At 69.1% G+C, this 24,849-nt stretch carries 23 protein-coding genes; 14 read left to right on the top strand and 9 right to left on the bottom strand.

The window, feature by feature from the left end:
* Window positions 1–43 precede the first annotated feature (43 nt).
* Entirely contained in the window at window positions 44–751 is a 708-nt protein-coding gene (locus E0H50_RS11205) for a hypothetical protein (protein ID WP_131286745.1), read from the bottom strand.
* Between the two features lie 82 nt (window positions 752–833).
* Here E0H50_RS11205 and E0H50_RS11200 point away from each other — a divergent pair, with 82 nt between their 5' ends.
* The 3 genes from E0H50_RS11200 to E0H50_RS11190 all read left to right on the top strand — a co-directional run bounded on the left by E0H50_RS11200 (window position 834) and on the right by E0H50_RS11190 (window position 7,516).
* Window positions 834–2,648: a S8/S53 family peptidase gene (locus tag E0H50_RS11200; RefSeq protein WP_131286743.1), complete on the top strand. Its 1,815-nt coding sequence runs from the start codon at window positions 834–836 to the stop codon at window positions 2,646–2,648.
* An 87-nt stretch (window positions 2,649–2,735) separates the two neighbouring features.
* Window positions 2,736–3,698, top strand: a complete 963-nt coding sequence (locus E0H50_RS11195; protein ID WP_131286741.1) for an LLM class F420-dependent oxidoreductase — start codon at window positions 2,736–2,738, stop codon at window positions 3,696–3,698.
* 188 nt (window positions 3,699–3,886) lie between these two features.
* Window positions 3,887–7,516, top strand: a complete 3,630-nt coding sequence (locus tag E0H50_RS11190; RefSeq protein WP_238150892.1) for a S8 family serine peptidase — start codon at window positions 3,887–3,889, stop codon at window positions 7,514–7,516.
* 103 nt (window positions 7,517–7,619) lie between these two features.
* Here the strand turns inward: E0H50_RS11190 and E0H50_RS11185 are convergent, their stop codons facing one another.
* Window positions 7,620–8,984, bottom strand: a complete 1,365-nt coding sequence (locus E0H50_RS11185; protein ID WP_131286737.1) for a lytic transglycosylase domain-containing protein — start codon at window positions 8,982–8,984, stop codon at window positions 7,620–7,622.
* 256 nt (window positions 8,985–9,240) lie between these two features.
* Here E0H50_RS11185 and hemL point away from each other — a divergent pair, with 256 nt between their 5' ends.
* From hemL to E0H50_RS11150, 7 genes are read left to right on the top strand one after another with little or no spacing between them, the layout of a single operon-like run.
* On the top strand, window positions 9,241–10,563 hold the full coding sequence (hemL, locus tag E0H50_RS11180; RefSeq protein ID WP_131286735.1) for a glutamate-1-semialdehyde 2,1-aminomutase: 1,323 nt from the start codon (window positions 9,241–9,243) through the stop codon (window positions 10,561–10,563).
* Between the two features lie 37 nt (window positions 10,564–10,600).
* Window positions 10,601–11,224 (top strand): histidine phosphatase family protein, encoded by a 624-nt coding sequence (locus E0H50_RS11175; RefSeq protein ID WP_202868106.1) that lies wholly within the window; start codon window positions 10,601–10,603, stop codon window positions 11,222–11,224.
* Window positions 11,224–11,784, top strand: coding sequence for a TlpA family protein disulfide reductase (locus tag E0H50_RS11170; protein WP_131286731.1), 561 nt, complete (start codon window positions 11,224–11,226; stop codon window positions 11,782–11,784). The genes E0H50_RS11175 and E0H50_RS11170 overlap by 1 nt, the downstream gene beginning before the upstream one ends.
* A 4-nt stretch (window positions 11,785–11,788) precedes the next feature.
* Window positions 11,789–12,532 carry a cytochrome c biogenesis CcdA family protein gene (locus tag E0H50_RS11165; protein WP_131286729.1) on the top strand — a complete coding sequence of 248 codons (744 nt, stop codon included), beginning with the start codon at window positions 11,789–11,791 and terminating at the stop codon, window positions 12,530–12,532.
* Between the two features lies 1 nt (window position 12,533).
* A complete protein-coding gene (gene resB, locus E0H50_RS11160) occupies window positions 12,534–14,123 on the top strand; it encodes a cytochrome c biogenesis protein ResB (RefSeq protein ID WP_131286727.1) in 1,590 nt (529 codons plus the stop codon).
* The gene (gene ccsB, locus E0H50_RS11155) at window positions 14,120–15,112 is read left to right on the top strand and encodes a c-type cytochrome biogenesis protein CcsB (protein ID WP_131286725.1); all 993 of its coding nucleotides are present in this window, start codon (window positions 14,120–14,122) and stop codon (window positions 15,110–15,112) included. Before resB ends, ccsB begins: the two co-directional genes overlap by 4 nt.
* A 1-nt stretch (window position 15,113) precedes the next feature.
* Complete coding sequence (locus E0H50_RS11150; RefSeq protein WP_131286723.1) at window positions 15,114–15,365, top strand: DUF4229 domain-containing protein; 252 nt, start codon at window positions 15,114–15,116, stop codon at window positions 15,363–15,365.
* Between the two features lie 114 nt (window positions 15,366–15,479).
* Here the strand turns inward: E0H50_RS11150 and E0H50_RS11145 are convergent, their stop codons facing one another.
* Window positions 15,480–15,929, bottom strand: coding sequence for a hypothetical protein (locus E0H50_RS11145; protein WP_131286722.1), 450 nt, complete (start codon window positions 15,927–15,929; stop codon window positions 15,480–15,482).
* A 217-nt stretch (window positions 15,930–16,146) separates the two neighbouring features.
* Between E0H50_RS11145 and E0H50_RS11140 the strand changes: the two genes are divergently transcribed.
* Window positions 16,147–16,749 carry a TetR-like C-terminal domain-containing protein gene (locus E0H50_RS11140; protein WP_131286719.1) on the top strand — a complete coding sequence of 201 codons (603 nt, stop codon included), beginning with the start codon at window positions 16,147–16,149 and terminating at the stop codon, window positions 16,747–16,749.
* Between the two features lie 59 nt (window positions 16,750–16,808).
* Window positions 16,809–18,380: an MFS transporter gene (locus tag E0H50_RS11135; protein WP_131286717.1), complete on the top strand. Its 1,572-nt coding sequence runs from the start codon at window positions 16,809–16,811 to the stop codon at window positions 18,378–18,380.
* 63 nt (window positions 18,381–18,443) lie between these two features.
* Here E0H50_RS11135 and E0H50_RS11130 read toward each other — a convergent pair whose 3' ends face one another.
* From E0H50_RS11130 to E0H50_RS11115, 4 genes are read right to left on the bottom strand one after another with little or no spacing between them, the layout of a single operon-like run.
* Entirely contained in the window at window positions 18,444–18,923 is a 480-nt protein-coding gene (locus E0H50_RS11130) for a GNAT family N-acetyltransferase (protein ID WP_131286715.1), read from the bottom strand.
* A gap of 43 nt (window positions 18,924–18,966) precedes the next feature.
* A complete protein-coding gene (locus tag E0H50_RS11125; RefSeq protein ID WP_131286713.1) occupies window positions 18,967–19,986 on the bottom strand; it encodes a M48 family metallopeptidase in 1,020 nt (339 codons plus the stop codon).
* Between the two features lie 34 nt (window positions 19,987–20,020).
* On the bottom strand, window positions 20,021–20,332 hold the full coding sequence (locus E0H50_RS11120; RefSeq protein ID WP_131286711.1) for a hypothetical protein: 312 nt from the start codon (window positions 20,330–20,332) through the stop codon (window positions 20,021–20,023).
* On the bottom strand, window positions 20,329–20,787 hold the full coding sequence (locus E0H50_RS11115) for a hypothetical protein (RefSeq protein ID WP_131286709.1): 459 nt from the start codon (window positions 20,785–20,787) through the stop codon (window positions 20,329–20,331). Before E0H50_RS11115 ends, E0H50_RS11120 begins: the two co-directional genes overlap by 4 nt.
* An 81-nt stretch (window positions 20,788–20,868) precedes the next feature.
* Here E0H50_RS11115 and cds1 point away from each other — a divergent pair, with 81 nt between their 5' ends.
* On the top strand, window positions 20,869–21,987 hold the full coding sequence (gene cds1 / locus E0H50_RS11110) for an L-cysteine desulfhydrase Cds1 (protein ID WP_131286707.1): 1,119 nt from the start codon (window positions 20,869–20,871) through the stop codon (window positions 21,985–21,987).
* A 247-nt stretch (window positions 21,988–22,234) separates the two neighbouring features.
* On the opposite strand, the gene E0H50_RS11105 is transcribed toward cds1, so the two are convergent.
* A complete protein-coding gene (locus E0H50_RS11105) occupies window positions 22,235–22,699 on the bottom strand; it encodes a MarR family winged helix-turn-helix transcriptional regulator (RefSeq protein WP_238150890.1) in 465 nt (154 codons plus the stop codon).
* Window positions 22,700–22,777: 78 nt separating this feature from the next.
* Between E0H50_RS11105 and E0H50_RS11100 the strand changes: the two genes are divergently transcribed.
* Window positions 22,778–23,956: an FAD-dependent monooxygenase gene (locus E0H50_RS11100; protein ID WP_131286705.1), complete on the top strand. Its 1,179-nt coding sequence runs from the start codon at window positions 22,778–22,780 to the stop codon at window positions 23,954–23,956.
* A 10-nt stretch (window positions 23,957–23,966) separates the two neighbouring features.
* Here E0H50_RS11100 and E0H50_RS11095 read toward each other — a convergent pair whose 3' ends face one another.
* The gene (locus tag E0H50_RS11095) at window positions 23,967–24,839 is read right to left on the bottom strand and encodes a 1,4-dihydroxy-2-naphthoate polyprenyltransferase (protein WP_131286703.1); all 873 of its coding nucleotides are present in this window, start codon (window positions 24,837–24,839) and stop codon (window positions 23,967–23,969) included.
* Window positions 24,840–24,849 lie beyond the last annotated feature (10 nt).

The raw sequence follows: 24,849 nt of genomic DNA, 5'->3' as shown, positions 1-24,849 counted from the left end.
CAGGCCTCCCCGAACCCGGGTCAAGAGCTCACCGGTTCCGGAACTAGAGCGCTCTCACGGTGTCGCCGAGGACGATCGGGCCCATGTGCGGACGCGGACCCGGGCGGTACTCGGACCGGACGAGTTCCGGAGCGTCGACCTGCACCAAGCCGAGCGGGGTCGCTCGGCGGTCGCCGACCCACTCGATCAGGACGTCCGGGGCCGCGATGTCGCCTGTGAAGTGCAGCAGGTTGAGGTACCAGATGTCCCGGCGTTCGGTCTCGTACCAGGCGTCCGGCCCGAGCTCGTGGGTGACGTGGTCGCTGAAGGTGTCAGCGGCCGCGTCGACCGGCTCGGCACAGGCCATGACCGTGCCCGCGGTGAGGGTGAGGCCTGTGACCTCGAAGCCGATCGGCCACTGGATCCGCCCGGCCGCGCGGTGCAGTGCCGAGTGGTACCGGGCGACGACCGGATCGTCCGCGGCGAGTTGCTCCCGTCGGGGCTCCAGAGCGCGGACGGTCAGGTGAGCGGAGCCGAGCTGCCCAGTCTGCCAGTGCCCTGGGCCCGCGAGGTCCGCCGCCTCCTGAGTGACGGCGTCCAGCGTGTGGGCGACCCGGCTGTCCAACGCGGGGCGCAGTACGACGCTGACCGGCCAGCGACCGCCTTCGCGGGGGAGTTCGTCGCGCTGGTGCGTGCCGGCCGCGATCCGCGGCGTCGCGGTGGTGAACAAGTGATCGAACTTCGTGGTCTCGATGATGAACCTCCTTCGCATCGTTACGACGCAAGGACTGGACAGTCGGTTGGTGGGTAGATGACTGTGGTCGCGACCGCGCTGTAGGGGGAGAGGACACCAAATGAAGCTTCGCCATGTGCTGGGCAGCGTCATGCTGATCGTTCCGATGGCCGTGGTTGCCGTGGTCTCACCGGCGACCGCGGCGGCACCACCGGACCCAGCGGCTGCGCCCAGCAAGATCCCGTCCATGCTGCGGGATGCGGCGAAGAAACAGTCGGGCGTGCAGGCCCGCTCACTCGGTGTCGAAGGCAACCGCCTCGGCGTCCAGGTGTACGCCGCCGCGCCGGTCACCGCGCAGCAGCAGGCCGACCTCACCGCCCTCGGCGTCTCGGTGCAGAAGAACTCCGCGGACTTCACGAAGGTCCCTGGCGTCGACCTGCCGAGTACCGGTCTGGTCGCCGCCCAGATCCCGGCCGACAAGCTCGACGCGGTCGCCGCGCTCAGCTGGGTGACCGCTCTGCGCCCGGCGATCCGTCCGGCCGTCGACGTCGGCCCCATCACGGCCGAGGGCGTCCAGTTGCACCAGGCCGACAAGGCCCAGGCGCGCGGTCTCACCGGCCGCGGTCAGAAGATCGGCGCCATCTCGGGCGACGTGGACCACATCGCCGACGCGATCGCCGCCGGCGAGCTCCCGTCGGACGTCCAGGTGCTGCAGCAAGCGGCGTCGTACGAGGACGACGAAGGCACCGCGATGCTGGAGATCATCCACGACCTCGCGCCCGGCGCGAAGCTCGCGTACGCCAGCACGCAGGACACCACCGCGCAGTACGTCGAGGCCTTCCACACCCTCGCCGCGGCCGGCGTCACGATGATCGCCGAGGACATCGCCTTCGACGACGAGCCGGCCTTCCAGCAGGGCATCGGCGCCGCGACCGCCGAGAGTCTCGCCAAGCACGGCATCTGGGTCAGCTCCTCGGCCGGCAACCTCGGCAACCGGCACGCGCCCCGCGTGACCGCCACCGGGACCGGCGCGGGTCCGGACGGTGTCGTGGGCCCGTTCAACGGCTGCCCGAACACTCCCGACAACGTGGTGAAGCTCCGCGGCGCGGACACGACGTACGACCTGAACCTGCTGCCCGGTGCGACGGTCATGCCGACCCTGCAGTGGAGCGAGCCGCGCGCGGTCTACCCGACCGCAGGCCAGGGCGGTTTCACCGACCTCAACCTGTACCTGATGGACGAGTCCGGTACGACGTGCCTCGCGGCCAGCAACGCCGTTCAGGCGAACGGTGTCGGCGACACCATCGAGCAGTTCATCTACGAGAACACGACCGGGGTCGCGCAGCGCGCCAAGCTCGTCGTCGACGTCCAGGGCACCTCGACGGCCGTCAAGTCGCCGATCCTCGACCTGCGCTGGCGGGCGCTGTCGGCGGGCGTCCAGACCCTCGACCCGACCGAGCGCGCCGGATCGCTGAACCCGGACGCGAACTACACGTTCTTCGCGACCAGCGCGGGTGCCGTGAACGCGAGTGTGTCGACCGATCCGGCGACCACTCCGGTCGAGGCGTACAGCGGCGCGGGTCCGGTGCAGCTCGTCAGCACGACCCGCTGCCCCGGCGGCAAGCCCGGTCCGTGCCGCGGGATCCCGGGTGCGGGTGCACTGAACTTCCCGGCGCCGAACTGGCTCGCGGCCGACGGCGAGTCGGTCAGCGGTGCGGGCGGCTTCGGTTCGGGAACCTGCCCGACCGCGGTGCAGGGCAGCTGCCGCTTCTTCGGTACGTCGGCCTCGGCGCCGACCGCGGCGGGTGTCGCGGCGCTGACCAGGCAGCAGTTCGGCGGCCGCCTGGCGCCGATCGCGCTGAACGCCCTGCTGTCCGCGCGAGCCGTCGATCGCAGCGAACCCGGCAGCGGAGCGGGAGTGCTGAACGCCCGCTGAATTAAGAAGCTGTAGTGGTCCGATTGAGTGCAAATTCAGTACTGGAATTCATGGACCGATGCTGCCATCCCCGGAAAGGATGGCAGCATGACTACACGTTTCGGGGTCTTCGTACCGCAGGGCTGGAAGATGGACCTGGCCGGCATCGCCGATCCGATCGAGCAGTGGGAGGCGATGACCGACGTCGCCAAGCGGGCCGACGAGCAGTCGTGGGACTCGATCTGGCTGTTCGACCACTTCCACACGGTGCCGGAGCCGAGTGACAACACCACCTTCGAGTGCTGGAGCGCGACGGCGGCGCTGGCCCGCGACACCAAGCGGGTCAACATCGGCCAGATGGTCGGCTGCAACGGGTACCGCAACCCGTCGCTGTACGCGAAGATCGCGTCCACCGTCGACGTCGCCAGCCACGGCCGCCTGTACGCCGGGATCGGCGCGGGCTGGTACGAGCACGAGTGGAAGGCGTACGGCTACGAGTGGACCGACATCCCGCAGCGGATGGCGGCGTTCCGCGAGGCGACCGAGATCATCTACAAGATGTGGACCGAGGACAAGCCGGTCTACAACGGCCAGTACTACTCGATCGATGCCCCGATCAACGAACCGAAGGGCGTCCGGAAGCCGCACCCGAGCTTCTGGATCGGCGGCGGCGGCCCGAAGGTCACGCTGAAGCTGGTCGCGCAGTACGCGGACGCCGCGAACATCGGCGGCGGCAACCCGCAGCTGTTCAAGGAGAAGGCCGACATCCTCCGCGGCCACTGCGAGAAGCTCGGCCGCAACTACGACGACATCATCAAGTCGACGAACTTCAACGTGTTCCCGATCGACAAGGGCGACGACCCGCAGAAGGCGACCGAGAAGGCGCTCGGCCCGATGAACCGGGACAAGTTCGACCGGGACAACTTCATCGCCACCGAGGACGAGATCGCCGACAAGGTCGAGGCGGTCCTGGAAGCCGGCGCGAACTACGTGATCTTCTACGTCCCCGGCGTCGCCTACGACCTCGACCTCCTCGAGCGGGTCGAGAACGTCGCGAAGCGTTTCGCCTGACTTTGAGCACCCACCAACCGTTTTTCGGCGCGGTGTTTGGTTGGTGGGTGCTCAAGGTGGCCGGTATCGGTCATGGCGGATGTAGGTCAGGGGGATCGGTAGACCGGGGCTGACGGCAACTGCGAGGGTCCTTCTGACGGCCTCGCGTGGGTCGGGGCGTCGGGAGGTTTCCCCCTGTGATGTCTCGAATGTCCCGGTCCGCGGCCGGCCTGCTCGCCGCGGTGGTCGCCGGTTCCCTGCTGCTGACGACCACCACGGCGAATGCCGGCCCGCCCGACATGCCGGCCGTCCCCACGGCAACCAACCCGACGCCCGGGGCAAGCAGCAAGCGGATCACACTGGTCACCGGCGACGTCGCCGAGCTGACCACGAGCTCCAACGGCCAAACCTCGGCCCGCCTGCTCGACGACGAGCCGTACTACTTCGGCACCTTCGACGGAGACCTCACGCTGGTCCCGGCCGACGCCTACCCGCTGCTGTCGGCGGGCCGCCTCGACAAGCGCCTCTTCAACCTGACCGAGCTGGCGGCGCAGGGGTACGACGACGCGAGCAGTACCCAGCTGCCGCTCCTCATCACAGGCTCGACGACGCTGCGCAGTACGGCTGCAACCGTCCGCCGTACCCTTCCCAGCGTCGGAAGCACCGCGGTGAGCGTGCAGAAGGCGGACGCGAAGACGTTCTGGGACGGCATCAGCGGCCCGACCACGTTCAAGTCCAGCCAGGTGACCAAGATCTGGCTCGACGGCCGTACCCACGCCACGCTCGACCAGTCCACGAAGCAGATCGGCGCCCCGACCGCCTGGAAGCAGGGGTACGACGGTCGCGGCGTGAAGGTCGCCGTCCTCGACACCGGGTACGACGCCGGCCACCCCGACCTCGCCAAGCAGGTCGTCGCGTCGGAGAGCTTCGTCCCCGACCAGGCGGTCCAGGACCTGCACGGCCACGGCACGCACACCGCCTCGATCGTCGCCGGTCTCGGTACGGCGTCCGACGGGAAACGGAAGGGTGTGGCGCCGGGTTCCGAGCTGCTGATCGGCAAGGTGCTCGACAACAGCGGCGGCGGCTACGACTCCGAGGCGATCGCCGGTATGGAGTGGGCCGTCCAGCAGGGTGCGAAGGTCGTCAGCATGAGCCTCGGTGGCTGGCCGTCGGACGGCACCGACCCGATGAGCGAGGCCGTCGACCGGCTGTCGAAGTCGAGCGGTGCGCTGTTCGTGATCGCGGCCGGCAACTCCGGCGCCGAGGAAACCGTCGGTTCTCCCGGTGCGGCGACCGAGGCGCTGACCGTCGGTGCGGTCGACCGGGACAACAGCCTGGCGAACTTCTCCAGCCGCGGCCCGCGCCTCGGCGACGGCGCCCTGAAGCCCGAGGTGACCGCTCCCGGCGTGGAGATCGCCGCCGCCCGGGCGGCCGGCACCGAGCAGGGCCACATCCTCGGCCAGTACTACACAGCGATGAGCGGTACGTCGATGGCGACGCCGCACGTCGCCGGTGCGGCCGCGATCCTCGCGCAGCGGCACCCCGACTGGACCGGCCTGCAACTGAAGGCCGCGCTGGCCTCGACGGCTGTCCCGTCGGCCGGCGCCCGCACCGACCAGCAGGGCCTCGGCCGGATCGACATCCCGAACGCCCTGGAACCGAAGATCCTCCCGGACACCGCCAACCTGTTCTTCGGTGACCTCTCGTGGACCGGCCCGACCGCCCCCGCGCCGGTCACCCGCAAGGTTGCCTACCGCAACAACTCGAACCGCTCCGTGACGCTCACGCTGGCGGTCGGAGCACAGTCTCCGGCGGGGGTGGAGGCCGGGCTGACGGTGAGCCCAGCCCGGCTGACCATCCCCGCCGGTGGTACGGCGTCCGCGACCGTCACCCTCGACCTGGCCAAGACCCAGTCCGCCAAGTACTCCGGGGTGCTGACGGCCCGCGCCGGCGCCACGGCGTACCGGACCGGTCTCGGGTTCGCGGCCGGTGGGCGGCTGAACCAGGTGACTGTGAAGGCGATCGGCCGGGACGGGCAGCCCGCCACCACCAAGGCCGGGGCGAGCGGCGTGCAGCTGTGGAACCAGGACACCGGCGACGTCAGCGCGATCGCGTTCGACCAGACCGGCAGCCGGACACTCGACGTACCGACCGGCCGCTACAGCGTGATGGCGTACGCGATCGGCGGCGACGAGGCGAACTGGGCGAACTCGGTCACGCTGCTCGGCGATCCGGACGAGTGGATCGGCAGCGACCGGACGTTCACGTTCGACGCCCGGACCGCGCACAAGGTGACGATCAAGACGCCGCGACCGGCCGACGCGCAGAGCATCGGGATCGCCTGGCATCGCAAGGTCGGCGACCGGGACGCCGTCTCCGGCTGGGCGTACAACGGGACGGTCGCCGACGGCGTCTACGTGCAGGACTTCGGAAAAGTTGCCAATGGCACCTTCCAGGTCGTGCAGCGCTGGGACCTCGCGCAGCCGAAGCTGACCGTCGACGTGAACGGCGCCCGGCTGTCCACGTTCCGCGAGGGATCGCAGCGGACGGTGTACGTCGGGAACGCGAAGCTCCCGCTCTACAACGGCGGCAACGGCACCGCGGCCGAGCTGACCGGCGCCAAGGATGCCGCGGTGCTGATCCGGTGGGGCGGCTTCAGCAAGACGACCGCACAGGTGAAGGCCGCAAAGGACGCCGGCGCCAAGGTGGTGTTCCTCTACAACGAGGCCCCCGGCTTCTGGTCGACCGGTACCGAGCAGGGCGTTCCGCTCTACCTGTTGCGCTCCGACCAGGGCCAGCAGTTGCTCGGCGAGTTGGCGAAGGGCCCGCAGTCCGTGCAGCTGAACGGCCTGCTCGACAGCACCTACCGGTACGACGTCGCGCTCGGCCCGTCGGTCGTGAAGGGCGATCTGACGTACGACGTCGCGAAGATGCGCCCGGCCGTGGTGACGACGGACTTCCAGCAGAACGACGCGTTCTGGCTACACCGCGACCAGCGGATCGCGCACCTGCCGGGCATCTCGACCGGGCTGTCGTCCTCGCGGTTGATCGCCGGTGCGGTGAAGCGGACCGACTACCTCGTCACCGATCAGAAGGGCGTCACCTGGGACGAGAAGACGTCAGCGGGGGAGTGGAACGAGACCGGTTTCGAGGCCACGATCGCGCGGTCCTACCAGCCGGGCGAGCAGGTCACGCGCGGGTGGTGGGAGTCGCTGACGCGTCCCGCCGTACCGGGGTTGTCGGACGCGCCGAGTGACGAGGCGCAGGGCTGGCCGCCGGCGCGGTTCGAGAACGCGTTGCGGATCGCGATTCCGCAGTACGTGAGCGGCGACCGGACCACGTTCGGCTGGGCCGACCGCGGTGACGTGACGAGCATGAAGCTGAGCAGCAACGGGGTCGAACTGGGCAGCAAGAACTGGTCGGTCGCACAGTTCACCGTCCCGGAACGCGCCGCTTGGTACGACCTGACGCTGGACCAGCAACGTGGCCCGAACAGCTGGGCCAAGACGTCGACGTCGACATCGACCACCTGGCACTTCCTCTCGGTGCCGTCCAGGAGCCGGGCCGTGCTGCCGCTCGTTCAGGTCGACTACAAGCACACCAACGGCTGGCTCGAGCTCACCCCGCGCTACCAGCCCGGCGTGCGCGGCGTCGGGATCTTCCGGACCACGGCGGAGATCTCGTACGACGGGAAGACCTGGAAGAAGCTGTCGCTCCGCGGGATCGGCACGCTCCGCGCCCAGGTCCCGGCCGGTGCGTACCCGAGCATCCGGGTGACCGCGACGGACCTGATCGGCAACAGCATCACCCAGACCATCCATCGCGCCTGGGCGAACTGAACGTTAAAAGGGCGACGCCACGAAGCGGGGGGGGGAGTGCTCCGTGGCGTCGCCAGGGGCGCGCCTAGGGAGGGGTGGGGGCAGGCGCGCCGGTCTAGGGGGATCAGTTCCCGAGGATGCCTCCACCGAGGATGCCCAGCAGTCCGAGGGCGGACAGCAGACCGCGGATGACCTGGTCGACCGCCTTGGCGCCACCGGTCTGGTAGGCGGTCACGCAGTTCTGCAGCTGGGTCTGGGTCGGCTTGGTGATCGTCACCTTCGCCATCTCGGACTGGCAGTACGTCGTGGCCTGCTGCAGCTCGGCCAGCGTGCTGCCGACCGTGCCGACGATGACCCCGACGGCCGTCGTCAGGCTGGTGAGACCCGGCTTCTGGGTGGTCGTGGTCGGAACCGTCGGCTTGGCCGTGGTCGGCTTCGAGGTGGTCGGCGTCGAGGTCGGCGTCGCAGTCGGCCGGCTGCTCGGTGTCGCCGTCGGTGTCGCGGTCGGCTTGTCCGTCGGCCGGTCGTCCCGCTCGTCGGTCAGCGTCGGAGTCGGTGTCGCCGTCGCGGTGGGCGTCGGGATGTCGATCGCCTCCGGCAGGTCCTTGTCCGACGGGGCGTCGATCTTCGAGTCGCCGATCTGGTCGCCGGCCTCGTCCACGTCGTCACCCGCGGTGCCGTTGCCGACCGCGATCCAGCTGCCGCCGGCGTACGCCTTCGCGATGCTGACCACCAGGTCGACGTACTGCTGGGAGTGGTTGTAGCGCAGGACCGCGGCGTTCAGGTCGCTCGCCTTGGACAGGTCGGTCTTGCCCGAGCAGAGGTAGACCCCTGTCGACATCGCCGCGTCGTCGATGTCCTGCGGGTTCCGTACGCCGTCGCCGTCGCCGTCCACACCCATGGCTCGCCAGGTGCCGGGGATGAACTGCATCGGGCCGACCGCGCGGTCGAACGCGCCGTCGCCGTCGAACGAACCGGCGTCCGAGTCGGAGATCCGGGCCGTCCCGGACGAACCGTCCAGCCGCGGGCCGAAGATGCCCGGGACCGCGACGCCCAGCGAGTTCAGCGCGTTGCCGCCGAAACGGCCGTGGTTGGACTCGACCCGGCCGATCGCGGCCACCAGCGTCCACGGCAGGTGACACGCCGGGTCCGCCTGGGCCAGTACTTGCTGGGCCCGTGAGTACGCCTTGAGCGCGGCGTTCGGGATGCCGTTGCGGGACAGACCCGAGACCACCTGCGTCGGTTGCTCACCAGGATCGACGCCGGGGCCGACCGTACCCGGCACCGGCACGTTGGCCGGGAAGGCGATCGGCTGCTTCGGCACGACGACCGGAGTGTTCCCGGACAGACCGTTCTCCAGCGACGCCGTGGCGATCGCGGGGTCGTCCGTGGCGCTGACGGTGAACGCGCTCGCGAACAGCGCCAGCGGGATCAGCGGCGCCACCTGACGCCAGCCGCTACCCGTGGCGCGGCGCTTGCCCTTCGCCATCGATGATTCCCCTCCGTGACTCATCGACCAGCCCGGCCCCACGCTGCAGGCAGTCCTTGTGTCTTGTCGGTTGCCGTCGTAATAGGTCTAACGTCCGCCCCGTTGCGTGGGTTACGCGTCGGACGCAGACCGTGTACGTGCGGTCACCGGGTACCTATACTGGCGCGTAACAAAGCGCCTGTGAACCCCTTGCGGACGATCGGGTCCGGAAAACCGCCCGGCCCTGCCGGTCGGGGCGCCGGACCGGCAAGGGAGAATAGCGGCCGTGCCCGCACACACTGAACACTCCGCCGAACTCTTCGCCAGAGCCTCCACAGTGACCCCGGGCGGGGTCAACTCGCCGGTCCGCGCGTTCCGCGCCGTCGGCGGCGTACCGCGCTTCATGGCCTCCGGTGACGGATGTCACATGACCGATGTCGACGGCAACCGCTACCTCGACCTGGTCAGTTCCTGGGGCCCGCTGCTGCTCGGTCACGCCCACCCCGAGGTGATCGCCGCCGTTCAGGCCGCCGTCGGCCGCGGTACGTCGTACGGGACGCCGACCGAGACCGAGGTCCTGCTCGGCGAGGAGATCGTCGCGCGGACCCCGGTGGACAAGGTCCGCCTGGTGTCGTCCGGGACCGAGGCGACGATGTCGGCGCTCCGGCTGGCCCGCGGGTTCACCGGGCGCGCCAAGATCGTCAAGTTCGCCGGCTGCTACCACGGCCATGTGGACGCGCTGCTGGCCCAGGCCGGTTCCGGCGTCCTCACGCTCGGCATCCCCGGTACGCCGGGCGTCACCGAGGCCACCACGGCGGACACGATCGTGCTGCCGTACAACGATCAGGCGGCCGTGAGTGCAGCGTTTTCCGAGTACGGCGACCAGATCGCGGCCGTGATCACCGAGGCGTCGCCCGGCAACATGGGTGTCGTTCCGCCGCGCGACGACTTCAACGGGTTCCTCGCCCGGATCTGCACGGAAAACGGCGCACTGTTCATTTCCGACGAGGTGATGACGGGCTTCCGGATCACCCGCTCGGGCTGGTACGGCGTCGACGGCGTCCGGCCGGACCTGATGACGTTCGGCAAGGTGATGGGCGGCGGCTTCCCGGCCGCGGCGTTCGGCGGTCGCGCCGATGTCATGTCCCACCTGGCGCCGGAGGGCTCGGTCTACCAGGCCGGCACGCTGTCCGGGAACCCGATCGCCACCACCGCCGGTCTGACCACGCTGCGGCTGGCGACCGACGAGGTCTACGCCAAGCTCGACGAGACCTCGCTGACCATCCAGCGCCTGGTGTCGACCGCGCTGGACAAGGAAGGTGTGCCGCACGTCATCTCGGCGGCCGGGAACCTCTTCAGCGTCTTCTTCGTGGAGTCCTCGGAGGGACCTGCCGAGATCCGGGACTTCGCCGGAGCGAACGCCCAGGTGCTGCCCCGGTTCACGGCGTTCTTCCATGCCATGCTGGACGCCGGTGTCTACCTGCCACCGAGCGCGTTCGAGGCCTGGTTCGTCAGCGCCGCCATCGACGATGACGCGCTGGCCGAGCTCGAGTCCGCCCTGGCTCCAGCGGCTGCTGCGGCGGCCGCCGTACAGAACTGAAGGGACAGCGGTGACCGAAACGACGGTCGTGCACCTGATGCGTCACGGCGAGGTGCACAACCCGACCGGCGTGCTCTACGGCCGGATCCCCGACTTCCACCTGTCCGAGCTCGGCCGCCAGATGGCCGACCGGGTCGCGGAGCACGTCAAGGACCGCGACGTCGTGCACCTGGTCAGCTCGCCGCTGGAGCGGGCCCAGGAGACGATGGAGCCGATCGCCAAGGTGTTCGGCCTGACGCCGGACATCGACGAGCGGGTGATCGAGGCCGCGAACCTGTTCGAGGGCAAGAAGTTCGGCGTCGGCGACGGCGCGCTGCGCAACCCGAGCGCCTGGTGGCTGCTGCGGAACCCGTGGAAGCCGTCCTGGGGTGAGCCGTACCAGCAGCTCGTCCGGCGGATGCGGGACGCGATCGAGACCGCCCGGCAGAAAGCCGCCGGGCACGAGGCGCTGATCGTGTCGCACCAGCTGCCGATCTGGATCGTCCGGTCCGCGATCGAGGGCCGCCGGATGTTCCACGACCCGCGCAAGCGCCAGTGCAGCCTGGCCAGCCTGACCTCGTTCACCTTCCACGGCGAGCAGATCGTCTCGGTCGGCTACTCCGAGCCCGCGAAGGATCTGTTGCCGGTCAAGAACCCGAAGAAGTTCGTCGGAGGCGCCTGATGCGCCGGACAGCGTTGCTGGTTGCCGGAGTGCTCCTCGTCGCGGGGTGCAGCTCCGGTCAGCAGGCAGCGCAGAATCGCCAGGGCCAGTCGGGTTTCGTCAGCGGCAACGGCAACGTGTCGACATTCGCCGCGGGCGATCGGAAGCCGGCCCCCGAGCTCACCGGTAAGACCCTCGACGGCGCGACCTGGACGCTGTCCGAGCAGACCGGCAAGGTCGTCGTACTGAACGTGTGGGGTTCGTGGTGTCCGCCGTGCCGCAAGGAAGCGCCTGAGCTGGTCGCGGCGTCGAAGGAGCTCGGGTCGGCGGTCCAGTTCATCGGACTGAACACCCGCGACCTCGACCCGGCGCCGGCGAAGAAGTTCGTGCAGGAGTTCGGCGTCCCGTTCCCGAGCATCTACGACCCGAACGGCAAGGCGTTGCTGCGGTTCCGCGGCCAGATCTCGCCGAAGGCCATCCCGACCACGCTGGTGATCGACAAGAACGGCAAGGTCGCGGGACGCGTCGTCGGCGAAGTCACGAAGCAGACCTTGCTCGGCATGGTGAAGGACGCCGGTTGAGCTGATGGGTGAGTGGTTCGCCTCGTCGATGACGGGCTCGATGCTGGTGGCACTGCCGATCGCGGTGCTGGCCGGTGCGATCTCGTTCTTCTCGCCGTGCGTCGTGCCGCTGCTGCCCGGCTATCTGTCCTACGTCACCGGTCTGTCCGCGGCGGAGCTCGGCTCGGAGAAACGCGGCCGGATGCTCGCCGGTACGGCGCTGTTCGTCGCCGGGTTCTCGGCGGTGTTCATCCTCACCGGCGTGGTGTTCGGTACGGCGGGCGACCTGCTGATCGACCACCAGACCACGATCACGCGGGTACTCGGCGCGCTGACCGTCGTCCTCGGACTGGTCTTCCTCGGCGGGTTCGGGTTCCTGCAGAAGGATCTGCGGGTGCACCGGGTGCCGGCGGTCGGGATCGCGGCGGCGCCGCTGCTCGGCGTACTGTTCGGCTTCGGGTGGACGCCGTGTATCGGTCCGACGCTCGGGACCGTGATGACGCTGGCCACGACCGAGGGCAGCACCGGGCGCGGGGCGACCCTGGCCCTGGTGTTCAGCCTCGGGCTCGGGATCCCGTTCATCGTGGCGGCGCTGGCGTTCCGGCGGATGCTGTCCGCGGTGGCGTGGGTGCGCAAGCACCAGCTGCTGGTGATCAGGATCGGCGGCGTACTGATGATCGCGGTGGGACTGCTGCTGCTGACGGGAGTGTGGGATGCGATGACCGCGGACCTGCGGCAGTGGGTCGCCAACTTCGGATCGGCGGTCTGAGATGTCAGAGGTCAAGGACCGCATTGCTGCGGCCTCCGGACCGGAGGAACCGTCCGGCCCGCCGGCGCTCGGCCTGGTCGGCTGGCTGCGCTGGACCTGGCGGCAGCTGACGTCGATGAAGACCGCGCTGGTGCTGCTGTTCCTGCTGGCGCTCGGCGCGGTGCCGGGATCGCTCGTCCCGCAGACGCCGATCGACCCGATCAAGGTCTCGGACTTCCTCGAGGCGCACAAGACGCTCGGCCCGCTGTACGACAAGCTCGGGCTGTTCGACGTCTACAAGTCCGCGTGGTTCTCGGCGATCTACCTGTTGCTGTTCATCTCGCTGATCGGCTGCGTCGTACCGCGGCTTTCCGTGTACCTGAAGGGTTTGCGGGCCAGGCCGCCGAAGCCGCCGCGGAACCTGAACCGGCTGCCCGGGTACCAGCGCTTCGAGCTCTCCGAGGCCGGCGACGTCCTCGAGGTCGCGACCCGCGAGCTGCGGAAACGCCGTTTCCGCGTCGAGGCGTACGACGGCGCGGTCGGTGCGGAGCGTGGCTACCTGCGCGAGGCCGGCAACCTGCTGTTCCACTTCTCACTGATCCTGGCGCTGGTCGGCGTCGCCTGGGGCTCGCTGTTCGGCTACCGCGGCAGCGTGCTGGTTGTCGTGGGCAACGGTTTCTCGAACTCGGTCGCGCAGTACGACGACTTCACGCCGGGCCGCGCGTTCAGCGGTGACGACGACCTGCCGCCGTTCTCGCTGACCGTCAAGGACTTCGAGGTGAAGTTCCAGGAGGACGGTCCGCAGAAGGGCGCGGCGCGGGAGTTCAAAGCGCAGCTGGACTACCAGGAGACACCGGACGCGCCGGAGAAGTCGTACGAGCTCCAGGTCAACCACCCGCTGAAGCTGGACGGGAGCTCGGTGTACCTGCTCGGGCACGGGTACGCGCCCCGGGTCACGGTGCGCGACGGCCAAGGAAATGTAGCGTTTTCCGGGCCGGCGCCGTTCCTGCCGCAGGACAGCAACTTCGCGTCGTTCGGGGTGATCAAGGCACCGGACGCGCGACCGGAGACGCTCGGGTTCGAAGGCTTCTTCCTGCCGACCGCCTTCATCGGCGAGAACGGGCCGGTGTCGATGTTCCCCGACGACCTGAACCCGGCGCTGGTGATGACCGGGTACTACGGCCGACCGCAGCCCGAGACCGGGAAGCCGGAGTCGGTGTACCAGCTGGACAAGTCGAAGCTCACGCAGTTCGAGCAGAAGAACGGCGACAAGTGGCGGCTGCAGCTCGCGCCGGGCCAGAGCGCCCAACTGCCGGACAAGGCCGGGTCGATCACGTTCGACGGCTACAGCCGGTGGGTGAAGCTGCAGATCAGCCACACGCCGGGCACCGGCCTCGCGCTGGCGGGTATCTCGCTGGCGATCCTCGGCCTGATGGGTTCGCTGTTCGTGCATCCGCGCCGTACCTGGGTGCGGGTCCGCGAGGAGGACGGGCGTACCGTTGTCGAGGTCGCCGGTCTGGACCGCGGCCCCGAGCGCGGCCTCGGCGACGAGATCCAGGCCATCACCACAGCTTTGAAACCCGCCAGCTCGAGCACCCAGGAGCAGCCATGAGCCCGGAGACCTACGCGCAAGTCTCCAACTTGCTGATCCCGACGGCCACGGTCATCTACGCCCTCGCGATGGTTTCTCACGCGATGGAGTGGGCTCTCGGTCGTGCCGCGGTCGCCAAGACCGCCGCGGTGAAGGAGGAGGTGCTGGTCGCCTCTGACGGCGCCACCGTCTCGGGCGGCGTTGGCGACGTACCCGACGCTCCTACCGTTGAGGAGCCCGCGTCTGAGCGGCTCGATGCGGCCAGCCGGATCGGGCTGTTGCTGACCTGGTTGGGCTTCGTGCTCCACCTCGGCGGTGTGGTGACGCGTGGACTCGCGGCCGAGCGGGTGCCGTGGGGGAACATGTACGAGTTCTCCATCACGGCGTCGCTCGCGGTCTCGATCGTGTACCTGATCTTCGTGCAGCGCTACAAGCTGCAGTACCTCGGGCTCGGCGTGACGTTCGTCGTCGCCGCCGTACTCGGTCTGGCCGCACTGGCGCTCTACACGCCGGCCGGTCCGCTCGTTCCGGCGCTGCACTCGTACTGGCTGGTGATCCACGTGTCCGCGGCCGCGATCTCCGGCGGTGCGTTCACCGTCGGCGGCCTGGTCTCCGTGCTGTACCTGGTCAAGGCCCGCGCCGAGCGCCGCGTGCTGGCCGGCGGCACGATGTCCGCCTCGCTGCGCCGCCTCCCGAGCGCGGAGGCGATGGACGGTACGGCGTACAAGGTGCTGGCGTTCGCGTTCCCGCTGTGGACGTTCGGTGTACTGGTGGCCGGGCCGATCTGGGCGGAGCACGCCTGGGGCCGGTACTGGGGCTGGGACCCCAAGGAGGTCTGGTCGCTGGTGACCTGGGTGGTGTACGCCGCGTACCTGCACGCCCGCGCGACCGCCGGGTGGCGGGGCCGCCGGGCCGCGACGATCGCGATCGTCGGCTGGTTCGTCTTCATCTTCAACTTCGTCGGAGTGAACCTGCTGGTCTCCGGCCTGCATTCCTACGCCGGGGTCTGACATGAAGGAGTTCGGGATCTACACCGGCCTGCGGGCGGCGCTGTTCGCCGTCTGCCTGGCGGTGCTGTGGTTCGCACTGCGCACCTGGCTGTCGATCTGGCCGATCGCGCTGCTGGCCCTGATCGTCTCGTCGATCCTGTCGATCTTCGTCCTCCGCGCCGCCCGCGACCGGCTGGCCGGCAAGATCGAGACCCGCGCCACCAAGATCAGCACCCGCCTCGAGCAGGCCCGCTCCGCCGAGGACGACGACTAGGGGCGAGTCCTCGGCAGGTCGACAGTACGTATATGCCCACTACCCAGTACAACGGCCAACAGCCCCGCGTGCGGTCGCTTGTAGTAGACGTACACGTACTGTCGAGCTGCAGTCTCACGACCCTGCAATGGGCGTGGGATTGGGCGACGCGTCGAGGGCTTCGGTGATCTTGCGGATCATCTCGGTCATGGCCGGGCCGGTCCCGCCGCGCTCGGCCCGGGCGCCCGCCTCGACCGCGGTCAGGACAGTGCTGCGGAAGTTGGCGGCCTCGGCCTGATCCTGCTGCTGGAGCAGGCTCATGGAGGCGGTCAGTGCCGGTAGGGCCGTGTCGGCGAGTTCGGCGGTGGACTTGCCCTTGAGTTTCACGCTCTTCTGCTTCTCCGCGAGCGCGTGCCCGACAGGGCCGGTCGCCGCGGACAGTGCGAGAGCTCCGGCGACGGCAACCTTGCCGGCCGATTTCACGCCGGCGGCGGTGATGAGCGCGACGGCGCCGTGCGCAGCGGTCGCGAGGGTGAGCTTGTCCTGGTCGGTCAGGGTGATCGAGGAAGTGCTGTTGTTTGTCATGGGACAACCTTCTCGGTGAGGCCTGACATCGCCCTGACACGGCGTGGACACGCCTCAGCCACGGTGTCGTACCAGTGGGCCACTGGTACGGAGAGTGATTTATGCCACTGGCGAATTTCGGGCAAAATCGTTTGTGCATTCCTTCACATGAGTCGTACCGTGGTGGATGAAACGAAACCGTTTCGTTCTATCGGTGTTCTTGTAGCTACTCAGGGTGATGAACGTGGATGTGGTGCGCCAGCGGCCGCGGGTCGAAGGCGGGCGTGAGGACGAGATCCTCGACGCGACCGTCGCGGTAGTGGCCGAGCTCGGCTACGACCGGCTGACCATGGACGCGGTGGCGACGGCGGCGAAGGCCAGCAAGGCCACGCTGTACCGGCGCTGGTCCACCAAGGCCGATCTGGTCGTGGACGCGATCAGCCGGGCGAAGGGCTGCCCGATGCCGGAGGACCTCGACACCGGCAGCCTTCGCGGCGACCTGATCTCGATGTCCTGCGGCGACGGCGGCTTCACCGACGAGCTGCCGATGTCGGTGATCGCCGGACTGCTCACCGCCCTGCACCGCGACGCCGACCTGCAGAAGGCCTTCCGCGAACGCTTCCTGGGACCGCGGATCGCCGTGACCAACAAGGTGTACGAGCGGGCCGTCGAGCGCGGCGAGATCGCACCGGACGTCGACGTCGCGCTGCTGTCGGTGACACTGCCCGCGGTGATCGTCCACCACGCCTACATCCTCGGCGTCGAGCCGACCGACGAACTGATCCTCCGAGTGATCGACAACGTGATCCTGCCTGCGGCGCGGGGGGCGCAGGTGAGCTGACCGGTGAGGGGCCGGTCCGCGATTCAACCAGGCAAGTCTGCCCAAGAGGGGAAATATCCATGTCCGAAGACGTCGTCAAGGCCGATCCGCCGGAAGGCAGGCCGGTCGACGCTGTAACCAACTCCGAGGCCGAGCCGAGTGCCCACGGCCACCGCAATCTCGGTATCGCGCTCGCGCTGATCTGCATGGCGCAGCTGATGGTGGTGCTGGACGGCACCATCGTGAACATCGCGCTGCCGCACATCAAGGACGCGCTCGGGTTCACCGACGCCTCGCTGCCGTGGGTGGTCAACGCCTACGCGCTCGCGTTCGGCGGCCTGCTGCTGCTCGGCGGGCGGATCGGGGACATCGTCGGCCGCCGCAAGGTGTTCATCATCGGCGTCGTGCTGTTCGGCCTGGCGTCGTTCGTCGGCGGTATCGCCCAGAGTGAGGGCGTGCTGCTGGCCAGCCGGATCCTGCAGGGAATCGCGGCCGCGGCCGCCTCGCCGAACGCGCTGGCTCTGATCACCACGACGTTCCCGGCCGGCAAGGAGCGCAACCGCGCGATGGCCGTGTACGCCGCGATGTCCGGCGCCGGTGCGGCCGTCGGCCTGATCCTCGGCGGCGCGCTGACCGAGGCGTCCTGGCGCTGGACCTTCTTCATCAACACGCCGATCGGCCTGATCGTGGCCGTGCTGGCGTTCCGGTTCCTGGGCGAGTCGGCCCGGCAGACCGGCAAGTTCGACCTCCCGGGCGCGATCACCGGCACCGTCGGTCTGACGTCGCTCGTCTACGGTCTGACGCACGCCGCCACCGACGGCTGGGGCGACACCTGGACGCTGATCTTCATTCTCGGCGGCCTGGCGCTGATCGGGGCGTTCCTCGCGATCGAGGCCCGCTCGCGGCACGCGCTGATGCCGTTCCGGATCCTCGCGAACCGGACCCGCGGCGTGAGCTTCTTCGTGATGCTCATCGTCGGTGCGGCGATGTTCTCGATGTTCTACTTCCTGGGCATCTTCGTGCAGAGCATCATGGGCTACAGCGCGATCAAGACCGGCCTGTCGTTCCTGCCGTTCAGCTTCGGCATCGTGGTCGCGGCACAGGTCGCGTCGGCGCTCGTCGCCCGGGTGGACCCGCGGTGGATCTCCGGTGCCGGTGGGGTGTTCGTGGCGGCCGGTATGTTCGGGTTCAGCCGGCTCGAGGTCGACTCGACGTACCTGACCCACCTGCTGCCGTACATCCTGGTGCTCTCGTTCGGTATGGGCCTGATCTTCGTCCCGCTCACGCTGACCGCGGTCAGCGGCGTCGCGAACGAGGACTCCGGTGTCGGTTCCGCCGTACTGAACACGGTGCAGCAGATCGGTGGTGCGGTCGGCCTGGCGCTGCTCGGCACGATCTCCACCAGCGCGATCAAGGACAAGTTCGCCGAGCTGGCCCCGGGCCTGCAGAAGGCGGCCGAGTCCGGGCAGTCACCGGAGCAGATCAAGCAGCTCCAGGGACAGTTCACCGCGCTCGCCACGACGCACGGGTTCACCCGGGCGTTCATCTGGTCGGCGTTCCTGGCGCTGGGCGCGGCGCTGATCACGCTGGTCGGCCTGTCGATCAAGCACAAGGACCTGGCCAACGACGGTCAGCCGGTCCACATGGGCTGATCGCCTGTCAGTACTCGAAGGGCCTGCTTCCCGGGAGGGGGGAAGCAGGCCCTTCGTCTGTATCTACAGGGGTTTGGCCATCACGAGTTCGCGCCGTACGCCGTCCGGCATCAGGTCGCCGGGCTCGTCGGTGTCGACGTACCCGTGGCGGAGATAGAGGTTGTGCGCCGGGTCGTTGCCGGGGACAACCGACAGCTTCAGCGTGCCGGCGCCGATGCCGCGGGCCCAGTCCTCGATCGCGGTCATCAGCGCGTTGCCGACACCCTTGCCGCGGCCGGCGGGTGCGACCCACATCGAGACGAGTTCGGCGGTGTCGTCCGCGCCCGGGAATCCGCCGGCCATACCGGCCGGCGTCCCGTCGAGGGAGACGATCACCTGGTACGCACCCGGGACCGAAAGCCGTTCCCGCCAGCGTTCCTCGGGCGCGTCGATCCAGTCCGCGAGCTGCGAACCGAACGCGAACGGAGCCTCCTCCAGCGCGGCCAGCCGGAGCTCGCGCCAGGCCTTCCAGTCGTCCGGGCCGATTGCTTGTACGTCGATCACGCGCACAGGATCGCAGTCGGCCCGGACACTCGACCAGTCAGTTTCAGTTTCGGGGCGGGAACTTCGAGGAGACCCAGTCGCGGACGCCGCCGAGACCGTCGCCGAGGTCGCGGAGGAACTTGGCCAGCGGGTCCTGCGAGCGGTTGAACGCGTCGGAGTACGACTTGGCGGCGTTCTTCGCCTCCTGCGAGATCGACGCGTCGCCGTCCTCCTGACGCTTCGGGTAGTCGCCGGAGACGATCGTCGTGTACTCGCCCTCGTCGACCCAGCGGCGCAGCTCGTGCGCGCGGATCACGGCCAGCGGGTGCGACTGCGCCTCGAGCAGCAGCAGCTTCAGCACGCTGTCGCGCAGGTCGCCGGCACTCTCGTACTCCGTACCTTGCGCAAGGAACGCGGTGGTGTCGAGTTCGTTGAGCTGACCGCCGCTGGCGAGCTTCATCTGGACGCGCAGCGCGACCGCCGGGTCCTGCACCGCGAGCAGACCGGCCCGGTCACCGGACAGCTCCGCCTTGCGGGACCACTCGTGCAGGGCGGCGATGATCGCGCGCAGCCCGAGCGCGCCGATCGGCATCCAGCCGATGGCGCCGGTGAGGCGCATCAGCCACAGCAGGAGCGACTGGTACAGCGCGTGGCCGCTCTGCGCGTGCCCGAGCTCGTGACCGAGGACGAAGCGCAGCTCCTCCTCGTCCAGACCCTGGAGCAGGGCGCTGTTGACCACGATGAACGGCTTGTCCATGCCGATCGTGACCGCGTTCCAGATCGGGCTGTTGGTGACGTACAGCTCGGGGAGCTGGCGGACGTCGAGCGTCGAGGCCGCCTCGGTGTAGAGCCGGTGCACGGTCGGGAACTGCCGCTCGTCGACCCGGATCGCCGAGCCGAGGTACTGCAGCCGGAACGCGCGCTCGTTGATCAGTCCCGACATCTTCCGCAGGACGTAGTCGAACCCCTTCAGCTGCCGCAGCGCGACCAGCGCACCACGGTCCGCGGGGTGCTCCCACGCCCGCGAGCTGATATCGGTCAACGTCACCCGCTGCCGCGTCGGCCGATCACTGTTCTCGGTCATCGTTCCCCCTGCCCGGTCGTCATGGGTTCCGACATTAGCTCGCGTTCGGGGTCCAGCGCGGGTTGAGCGCTACAGCCACCAAGAGCGTGGGGATCCAGCCGAGCGGTACGGCGAACCAGCCGGCGCCCTGTTGGGCGGCCAGGGCGGTCGTGGTGACCGAGAGCGCCGTACCACCGAGCCAGTAGCCGAGGGCGTTCGCGGGTCGTCGCAGCGTGCCGCGGCGGTAGCCGACCCAGGCGAGGGTGAGGGTGGCCGGCAGGGCCAGGACGATCGACCCGAACGTGAGGATCGCGAGGAGGATCGCGATGTCGGTGGGCGAGAACTCGACGGCGCCGAGCGGGATCATCGGGGCCACCCGGCGTACTGCTGGGCGTGGAACTGCTGCGGCGGCACCTGCGGCATCGGGTGGGGCATCGGGTGGGGCATCGGGTGGGGCATCGGGTAGGGCATCGGGTAGGGCACGGCGTACGGCACTGGCTGGGGGCGGGCGGTCCAGCCGTACTGGAGCCTGGCGCGGCGCTCGGACGGGAGGAGGAACCAGGCGAGGGTCCAGAGCAGCGCGCAGTCGAGGATGGCTGCGACGAAGAAGATCCGCAGCGCGATGCAGGCGACCATGATCGCGGTCGACAGCACCGTGCTCCACGCCCAGTACCAGACGGCGTTCCAGTACGGGTGGCGGCGAGCGCGCACGTACCCGACGGCCGCGAGCGGGCCGCTCACTGGGATGGCTCCGCCCAGCACCACCGCCGCGATCATCCCCACGACGAACCAGACGGGGAGGTCCGAAAAGTCGATCAGCATGACAACGATCCTCGCGATCCGCGGGGCGGTTGCAGAGCGTAGGAATACTCAAATCGGGCCTGAGGTCCTAGCCTGGCCCGCATGAGTGAGGTTGACGGGGTGTGCCGTGAGGTCGATCGCCGGGACGAGAAGGCGCGGGCCTGGGTGTCCGAGGCGATCCGGATCGTGGACGCCGACGCGAACCGGAGCGCGGACACGCATCTGCACGTGTTCCCGATGCCCGAGGGTTCCGGTGTGGACCTGTACCTCAAGGACGAGTCCGTGCACCCCACCGGCTCGCTCAAGCACCGGCTCGCCCGGTCCCTGTTCCTGTACGCCCTGTGCAACGGCTGGATCCACGAAGGCACCACGGTCATCGAGGCGTCCAGCGGCTCCACCGCGGTCAGTGAGGCGTACTTCGCCCGCCTGCTCGGACTGCCGTTCATCGCGGTGATGCCGGCCTCCACCAGCCCGGAGAAGGTCGAGCTGATCGAGTTCTACGGCGGCCGCTGCCACTTCGTCGAACGCTCCGGCCAGATCTACGGTGAGGCCAAGCGCCTGGCCGACGAGACAGGCGGCCACTACATGGACCAGTTCACGTACGCCGAACGCGCGACGGACTGGCGTGGCAACAACAACATCGCCGAGTCGATCTTCGGGCAGCTCTCGCTGGAGCAGCACCCGATCCCGACCTGGGTCGTGGTCGGCGCCGGGACCGGCGGTACGTCGGCGACGATCGGACGGTACGTGCGTTACCAGCGGTACGAGACGTCGGTCGCCGTGGTGGACCCGGAGAACTCGGCGTTCTTCCCGGCCTTCGAAGCCGGCGACCACGACTTCTCCACCGGCCGCCCGTCCCGCATCGAAGGCATCGGCCGCCCGCGCGTCGAACCGTCCTTCGTCCTCGGCGTCGTCGACCGGATGATCTCCGTCCCCGACGCCGCCTCGATCGCCGCGATGCGCTTCTGCTCGCGCGTCACCGGCCGCCTCGTCGGCGGCTCCACCGGTACCAACCTCTGGGGCGCGTTACGCCTGGCCGCCGAAATGCGCCGTACGGGCGCCCGCGGCAGCATCGTCACCCTCCTGTGCGACAGCGGCGAACGCTACGGCAACACCTACTACGACGACACCTGGCTCCGCACCGCCGGCATCGACATCACCCCCTACACCACCACCCTCGAAACCTTCGCCACCACCGGCCACTGGACCGAACCCGAGTAGACCCCAGATCGACCAGCCGGAGGCGCGCCCTCAAAGGACACGCCTCCGGCGCGGCAGATCTGTCGCCGGCTTCGCCGGGCGCGGTGGTGCTGTTCGGCGGAATGTTCTGGTGCGGCAGCCGGTGTGGTGGTGGGGTTGAACAGGTTATTTCGTGTCCACCGCCCCCGCGGGATGTCTCCTGCCCCACGAGCCCGCCAGCCGCTGCCGGGCGTGACCAAACGCCACGAGTCGGTGCGGGCTGGGGATCTCAGGGGTGGTTGAGGCGGGTGGTTATGTCGTCGGCGAGTTTGGCGAGGAGGCGGCCTAGGTCGGCTCGGTCCTGGGTGGGCCAGTCGGCGATGACTTCGCGGAACCAGCCGATGATCGTGGACGTGTAGCGGTTTGCTGCTTCGGTGCCGGATTCGGTGGGTTCGATCAGGCTGGCCCGGCGGTCGTTGGGGTCGGTGACGCGGCGGACCAGGCCGCGTTGTTCGAGGGCCTGGACCTGGCGGGTGACGTGCGGGCCGACGACCTGCATGCGGTCGGCGATCTCGCCGATGCGCAGCGGGCCGTCCGCCATCGCCAGTGTCAGCAGGATCCCGATCGCCGGACGGTCCAGCGGCAGCCCGGTCGCCGCGGTCGCCTGCTGGGCGAGCTGGCCGCGGTTGATCGCCGCACTCATCCGAAACAGCCGTGGCAGGAACGCCAGTTCGTCGCCGGAGTCAGCGGCCACTTGATTACCTACCTTAGGTATGTTTATTCTGAAGCAGTTAGATACCTAAGGTACATACTTCTGGAAGAGGTCTCCATCATGACCACCGTTCTGATCTCCGGCGCCAGCATCGCCGGCCCCGCCCTCGCCTACTGGCTCGATCGCTACGGGTTCGACGTGACCGTCGTCGAGAAGTCGAACGCGATCCGCGGCGGCGGCTACCCGATCGACATCCGCGGCACCGCCCGGGGCGTCATCGACCGGATGGGGCTGCTGCCGCGGCTGCAGAAGGCGCACGTCGGCACCCGGAGGATCTCGTTCGTCGCCCCCGACGGGACGCCGATCGCCGCGATGCAGCCCGAGTCGCTGGTCGGCGGCGCCGAGGGTCTGGACCTCGAGGTACGCCGGGGTGACCTGGCCGACGCGCTCTACGCGCCGATCAAGGACCGCGTCGAGTTCCGGTTCGACGACTCGATCGCGACGCTGGACGATCGGGGTGACCGCGTGGATGTCGTCTTCGCGAGCGGCGCCGCACGGACCTTCGATCTGGTCGTCGGCGCCGACGGTCTGCACTCCAACACCCGCCGCCTGGTGTTCGGCCCGGAGGAGCAGTTCCACCGGTACATCGGCTACGCGTTCGCCGGCTTCACCCTCCCCAACGAGTTCGGGCTCTCGCACGAAGGCGTCGTCTGGAACGTGCCGGGCCGCGCGGCGGTGTTCTACGCCCAGGAGCCGGACCAGCCTGTCCACGGTTTCCTCACTTTCCGCCAGGAGGAACCGCCGTACGACGCTTTCCGCAACCCGCAGGCCCAGCGCGAACTGGTGGCCGCCAAGTTCCCGGAGCAGAGCTGGCACGTGCCGCGACTGGTGCAGGCCATGGGCGAAGCAGACGATCTGTTCTTCGACGTGGTCAGCCAGATCCACATGCCGACCTGGTCCGGTGGACGGGTCGCGCTGGTCGGCGACGCGGCGTACGCGACGTCGTTCCTGTCCGGGCAGGGGTCGAGCGTGGCTCTCGTCGGCGCGTACGTGCTGGCCGGCGAGTTGGCGACGTACGCCGATCACGCGACGGCCTTCACCGCCTACGAGCAGCGGATTCGCGGCTTCGTCGAGCAGAACCAGGCCCTGGTCGGCGACGGCCGCAACACCCTGGCGCCGGAAACCCAAGACCTCATCGACGCCCGCAACGCCGCACTCCGATCAGCCACACCAGCCAGCGCCCAAGGCGGCGAGGCCCACACAGCCCTGGAGCTGCCGGAGTACGGCACAGCTGCCTAGCGTGATTACCTCAGCCGCCCAGTGCCAGTCCGATGCCGAGGCCTATGGCGTAGAGGAGTTCGGTGAGGCCGGTGAACTTCAGGACGGGGATGAGGGCGGGGCCTACTGCGTTGCTGAGGATGATTCGGGTGGACTTTATGGCCAGGGGGAGGGCTATGAAGGCCAGGAGGGTCCAGGGGGTCGCGATGGCGGAGACTGCGGCGAGGACGAAGGCCAGGGCGATCAGGGCGGCGTAGAAGCGGCGGGAGAGCGCGGCGCCCAGAACTACAGCCAGGGTGCGTTTGCCGGTTTCCGTGTCGGTGGGGATGTCGCGGAGGTTGTTGGCGACCAGGAGGGCGCAGGCGATCGAGCCGACCGAGACGGCGCCGGCGACGGCCGTCCAGTGGAGGGTTTCGGCTTGGGCGTACGTCGTACCGAGGACGGCGACCAGGCCGAAGAAGAGGAAGACGCTGACTTCGCCGAGCGCCCGGTAGCCGTACGGCTTCTTTCCGCCGGTGTAGAACCAGGCGCCGAGCAGTGACGCGGCCCCGGCGACGAGCAGCCACCACGTGGTCGTTGCGCACAGCACGATGCCCAGCGCCGCGCCGATGCCGAGGCAGGTGAAGGCAGCGGTCTTGACTGACCGCGGTGTGGCGACCTTGGAGCCGACCAGGCGGAGCGGGCCGACGCGGTTCTCGTCGGTGCCGCGGATGCCGTCGCTGTAGTCGTTGGCGTAGTTGACGCCGATCTGCAGGGCCAGCGCGACGCCGAGGGCGAGCAGCGCCTTCCACCAGACGAACCCGTCCAGGTACGCCGCCGCACCGGTGCCGACGAGAACGGGGGAGATCGCGGCGGGCAGGGTTCGGGGGCGGGCGCCTTCGATCCACTGGGCAGGGGTGGCCATGACCATCGAT

The organism is Kribbella sindirgiensis (genome assembly GCF_004331435.1).
Taxonomy (GTDB): domain Bacteria; phylum Actinomycetota; class Actinomycetes; order Propionibacteriales; family Kribbellaceae; genus Kribbella; species Kribbella sindirgiensis.
The sequence above is the reverse complement of the archived record's forward strand: the minus strand, read 5'-3'. Positions and strand labels throughout refer to the sequence as shown.

Bases quoted from the DNA above. Each gene is read 5' to 3' on its own strand.
- E0H50_RS11205 (WP_131286745.1), bottom strand. From the start codon at position 751: ATGCGAAGGAGGTTCATCATCGAGACCACGAAGTTCGATCACTTGTTC.
- E0H50_RS11200 (WP_131286743.1), top strand. From the start codon at position 834: ATGAAGCTTCGCCATGTGCTGGGCAGCGTCATGCTGATCGTTCCGATG.
- E0H50_RS11195 (WP_131286741.1), top strand. From the start codon at position 2,736: ATGACTACACGTTTCGGGGTCTTCGTACCGCAGGGCTGGAAGATGGAC.
- E0H50_RS11190 (WP_238150892.1), top strand. From the start codon at position 3,887: ATGTCCCGGTCCGCGGCCGGCCTGCTCGCCGCGGTGGTCGCCGGTTCC.
- E0H50_RS11185 (WP_131286737.1), bottom strand. From the start codon at position 8,984: ATGGCGAAGGGCAAGCGCCGCGCCACGGGTAGCGGCTGGCGTCAGGTG.
- E0H50_RS11175 (WP_202868106.1), top strand. From the start codon at position 10,601: ATGCGTCACGGCGAGGTGCACAACCCGACCGGCGTGCTCTACGGCCGG.
- E0H50_RS11170 (WP_131286731.1), top strand. From the start codon at position 11,224: ATGCGCCGGACAGCGTTGCTGGTTGCCGGAGTGCTCCTCGTCGCGGGG.
- E0H50_RS11165 (WP_131286729.1), top strand. From the start codon at position 11,789: ATGGGTGAGTGGTTCGCCTCGTCGATGACGGGCTCGATGCTGGTGGCA.
- resB (WP_131286727.1), top strand. From the start codon at position 12,534: ATGTCAGAGGTCAAGGACCGCATTGCTGCGGCCTCCGGACCGGAGGAA.
- ccsB (WP_131286725.1), top strand. From the start codon at position 14,120: ATGAGCCCGGAGACCTACGCGCAAGTCTCCAACTTGCTGATCCCGACG.
- E0H50_RS11150 (WP_131286723.1), top strand. From the start codon at position 15,114: ATGAAGGAGTTCGGGATCTACACCGGCCTGCGGGCGGCGCTGTTCGCC.
- E0H50_RS11145 (WP_131286722.1), bottom strand. From the start codon at position 15,929: ATGACAAACAACAGCACTTCCTCGATCACCCTGACCGACCAGGACAAG.
- E0H50_RS11140 (WP_131286719.1), top strand. From the start codon at position 16,147: ATGAACGTGGATGTGGTGCGCCAGCGGCCGCGGGTCGAAGGCGGGCGT.
- E0H50_RS11135 (WP_131286717.1), top strand. From the start codon at position 16,809: ATGTCCGAAGACGTCGTCAAGGCCGATCCGCCGGAAGGCAGGCCGGTC.
- E0H50_RS11125 (WP_131286713.1), bottom strand. From the start codon at position 19,986: ATGACCGAGAACAGTGATCGGCCGACGCGGCAGCGGGTGACGTTGACC.
- E0H50_RS11120 (WP_131286711.1), bottom strand. From the start codon at position 20,332: ATGATCCCGCTCGGCGCCGTCGAGTTCTCGCCCACCGACATCGCGATC.
- E0H50_RS11115 (WP_131286709.1), bottom strand. From the start codon at position 20,787: ATGCTGATCGACTTTTCGGACCTCCCCGTCTGGTTCGTCGTGGGGATG.
- cds1 (WP_131286707.1), top strand. From the start codon at position 20,869: ATGAGTGAGGTTGACGGGGTGTGCCGTGAGGTCGATCGCCGGGACGAG.
- E0H50_RS11100 (WP_131286705.1), top strand. From the start codon at position 22,778: ATGACCACCGTTCTGATCTCCGGCGCCAGCATCGCCGGCCCCGCCCTC.
- E0H50_RS11095 (WP_131286703.1), bottom strand. From the start codon at position 24,839: ATGGCCACCCCTGCCCAGTGGATCGAAGGCGCCCGCCCCCGAACCCTG.